General features: G+C 15.4%; 3 protein-coding genes and 3 pseudogenes. 3 read left to right on the forward strand and 3 right to left on the reverse strand.

Going from position 1 to position 4,020, the window contains the following annotated elements:
* Positions 1-154: 154 nt before the first annotated feature.
* From RC73_RS21570 to RC73_RS21580, 3 genes and pseudogenes are all read right to left on the reverse strand, one after another.
* The gene (locus tag RC73_RS21570; RefSeq protein WP_081953875.1) at positions 155-421 is read right to left on the reverse strand and encodes a hypothetical protein; all 267 of its coding nucleotides are present in this window, start codon (positions 419-421) and stop codon (positions 155-157) included.
* A gap of 6 nt (positions 422-427) precedes the next feature.
* Positions 428-742, reverse strand: a pseudogene (locus tag RC73_RS21575) (cytochrome b N-terminal domain-containing protein); the annotation flags it as partial.
* Between the two features lie 168 nt (positions 743-910).
* Positions 911-1,144, reverse strand: a complete 234-nt coding sequence (locus tag RC73_RS21580) for a hypothetical protein (RefSeq protein WP_081953878.1) — start codon at positions 1,142-1,144, stop codon at positions 911-913.
* 224 nt (positions 1,145-1,368) lie between these two features.
* On the opposite strand from RC73_RS21580, the gene RC73_RS21585 reads away from it, so the two are divergent.
* The 3 genes and pseudogenes from RC73_RS21585 to RC73_RS21595 all read left to right on the forward strand — a co-directional run bounded on the left by RC73_RS21585 (position 1,369) and on the right by RC73_RS21595 (position 3,696).
* A complete protein-coding gene (locus RC73_RS21585) occupies positions 1,369-1,596 on the forward strand; it encodes an NADH-quinone oxidoreductase subunit H (protein WP_160289596.1) in 228 nt (75 codons plus the stop codon).
* A 314-nt stretch (positions 1,597-1,910) separates the two neighbouring features.
* A pseudogene (locus RC73_RS21590) lies at positions 1,911-2,150 on the forward strand (NADH-quinone oxidoreductase subunit H); the annotation flags it as partial.
* 1,261 nt (positions 2,151-3,411) lie between these two features.
* Positions 3,412-3,696 (forward strand): annotated as a pseudogene (locus tag RC73_RS21595) (hypothetical protein).
* The last annotated feature ends 324 nt before the right edge of the window (positions 3,697-4,020 follow it).

Raw genomic sequence — 4,020 nt, forward strand, 5'->3', positions numbered from 1 at the left:
AAAGAAAAGTTAATTAAAAAATTTATAGGATTTAAATTTATATTTATTATAAATAAAAAAATAATAATTTAAGATAAATAAATAATTTTGCAAATTATATAATAATCTTAAAGTTATAAAAATTATTTTGAAAATAATTTATTAAAAAACTTTTTTATAAAAAATTTATTGATAAAATCATTAAAATTCCTACATATAAAGATATTTGTGTAAAAGGATATTCAATTAACTTATACCCTAAATTAGTTAAAATAATAAAAAACATTAATATACTAAATAGTATAATTTTTTTGTAAAAAAAAAATTTAGAATAATGTCTTTTATTAAATATTAATATAAAAAAAAAAACAAATAAAATAAATAATCTTATAATTCCTCCAATTTTTCTTGGAATTGAACGTAGTAAAGAGTAGGCAAACATAAAATATCATTCTGGTTTAATATGAATAGGTGTATTTAAAGGATCAGCTGGAAAAAAATTTTCTTTTGCTATACTATAATGTTGATCTACAAATAATAATAAAAAATAGAAATAAACTAATATTAATAAAAAAATTGAAATTATATCTTTATACATAAATCTTTTTCTAAAAAGAATTTTATCTTTATTTGAATTAAAACCTATTTGATTAGATGAACCTTTTTCGTGAAGAATTATTAAATGAAATATAGAAATAGATAAGATTAATAATGGAATTATAAAATGAAGAGAAAAAAATCGATTTAATGTTGGGTTATCAACAGAAAAACTTCCTCAAACTCAAAAAATAATGTTTTTTCCTAAAAAAGGAATAGATGATAAAATATTAGTAATAACAGTTGCTCCTCAAAAAGATATTTGTCCTCAAGGTAAAACATAACCTAAAAAAGCAGAAGTTATAGTTAATAATATTATAATATTTCCACTTATTCATATTATTTTTTTATTAAAAGATTTATTTATTAAAGATTTAAAAATATGTAAATATATAATAATAAAAATAATCGAAGAAAAATGAGCATGAATTATTTGTAAGATTAATCCATTTTCAATAATCTTTCTAATATAAATATACGAGTTAAAAGCTAGTATAATATTTCCACAATAATTTATTGATAAAAATAAACCAGAAATAATTTGTATTAATATTCTTAATCCTAATATTGAACCAAAATTTCATATAAGTCTAATATTGGAAGGAGTAGGAATTATTATAATAGAATTAATAATTTTTTTAATTATTTTATATATAATGATAGAAATTAATTATTAAATTGCAGTTAATAAAAGGATCCCCCTCTATCAGTAATTTTTATTTTTAAAGTTTTTGAAACTTTTTTTAGTTTCAAAAAAGCAAATATTATGCATAAAATTTAAGATTTTATATAGTGGAAACACTTTTGAAAATAATTTTATTTGAATTATTAATTATTTTAACAATATTAATTAGAGTTATATTTATTACTCTTTTTGAACGAAAATTTTTAGGTATTTTAAATTATCGTAAAGGTCCTAATTTTTTTATTTTAAATAGATTTTTACATTCATTAATTGACTTTTTGAAATTAATTACAAAAAAAACTTTAAAAATAAATTTTTTAATTAAAAGATTTTGAATTACAATAATCTTTTTTGGGATTATAATATATTTTTTTATTTCTTTAAATTTTCCTTTTATTAATTCTTTTATATATATATATATAAATTTTTTTTTTTTTTTTTTTATTTATTCAATCATGGCTTTTTTTTTTTTATACTTAGATATAGTTCTAATAGTATTTTTTCTATGATTTCTTTATATCGAGTTTTAATTCAAATTATTAGTTATGAGGTAGGTTTAATATTTTTATTTCTTTTGCCTAATTTAATATTAAATTCTTTTAACTTTTATTTTTATTGAAATTATAATAACAAATTATTTTTATTTTCATTTATAATAATTTTTAGATTAGTTTTAGTTTCTTTAAGAGAAATAAATCGAATTCCTTTTGAATTTTTAGAAAGAGAAACAGAATTAGTTTCAGGTTTTAATGTTGAATATATATCTTCTTTATTTAGTTTTATTTTTTTAATTGAGTATGGTTTTTTTTTATCTATAATAATTATAATTAATTTCTTTTTTTTGTTTCATTATTTAAATATTTTATTTTTATTTATTTTAATCATTTGATCTCGTTCTTTTATACCTCGTTATCGATATGATAAAATATTATATTATTTTTGGAAAGATATTATTATAATAATTTTTTTCCTTTATATTTTTACTTCTGTTTTTTAAGTTTATAATATATAAATTTTGTAAATTTATTCTTTAATTTTAAACATAAATTATTTTCATTACTCTTCAATTGGAAATTGAATATACGGGGTATTTAGAAAATTTTAGAAGCATATTCTTATACTTCTACTATGTTTCAACTTATTTCATTTTAAAATGAAAGTGATGGGCAATATGTACATAAAATTAAAAATTCATTTAAAATTGTTTTTAAATTTTTATTTAAATTACTATTAAATTCTATTTCTTTTAATTTTTTTTTGTGTCTAAATTTTTCTTTTGTTTTAACTATATATTGACCTGTTTATTTAAATAATTAATTTAACTTTTGATTTATATATAATTTAACGGAAATATATAAATTTATAACTAAAAGATTTTTTTATTGAGTGTTTTCTATTATAAATCAAGACCCTTTAAATTTAAATTTTACCGCCAAATAATTCTAGTTTAATTAAATTAATTTAGTACTATAAAGTTTATTTATTTGGGTATCTAATCCAATTTATTTCTTATTTATTTTATTACTTATTTTAATATTAATATATAAAATATTTTACTATATATAAACTTTTACTATATTTTTTTAGTTTTATTTTTGTTTAATTTTAATTAATCGTTTAACCGCTTTAGCTGGCACGCTATTTAAAAATATTTAATTAAATTATTAATTATTTAATTTTTTTTATTATTAAATTTTATATATGAATATATATAATTTTTATCTTATGTAATAAAAATTTAATTTTTTGATTTTTTTATAATTAATTTATTGTAAATAAATTTTAAAATCAACTTTCCAAATTTTATGACAAATATAAATTCTTTTTGGATACAAAATTTTAATAATATTATAATAAAGAATATAGATATTTTTAATTTATCAATTACAAATTTAATTATTGTTTTAAGAATTTTTTTAATAATTTTAATCTATTTTTTTATAATAAATCGAAGATCTATAATTTTTATAAATGAAAGAAATGAATTAGAATTATTTTGAACTGTTATTCCTGCTATTTTAATTTTAATTATTTCTTTACCTTCAATATTTTTATTATATTGTTATGAAGAAAATAAGTTTTCTTTCATAGATGTAAAAATTATAGGTAATCAATGATATTGAACTTATGAATTTCCTAATAAAATAATAATTGAAAGATATATTAAAAGTAGAAATTTAATTCGTTGTTTAAATACAAATAATTCTTTAATTTTACCTAGAAATAAATTTATTCGTTTAATTATTTCATCTAATGATGTTCTTCATTCTTGAACTATCCCTAGTTTAATAATAAAAATAGATGCTGTACCTGGTCGTTTGAATATAATATTTTTAAATAGAAGCAAGAGATTGCTGTTAAAAGGACAATGTTCAGAGATTTGTGGTATTAATCATAGTTTTATACCTATTAGTTTGTTTATTTTAAAATTATAATTTTCATCAAATGGCTGAATAAAAGCATTAACTTCTTAAGTTAAATATAGAAATTTTTTCTTTTGATGAATTTATCAAATTTCTCCAATAAACTGAATTTTAATTTTTTATATTATAAACTATGTCATTATATATATATTTTTGTTTTATAAAAAATTATTTTCAATAGAAATTAATAATAATTTTATATTAAAAATTTATGTTAAATAATTTATTTTCTTCTTTTGATGTAAAAAATTTTTTGTTTTTTTCTTTTTTATTTTTAAATATTATTTTTATTTTATTTTTTAATTTATTTAAAACTTATAGAAAGTTTATATTTTT

Source organism: Shewanella sp. ECSMB14102 (assembly GCF_000813075.1).
Classification (GTDB): domain Bacteria; phylum Pseudomonadota; class Gammaproteobacteria; order Enterobacterales; family Shewanellaceae; genus Shewanella; species Shewanella indica.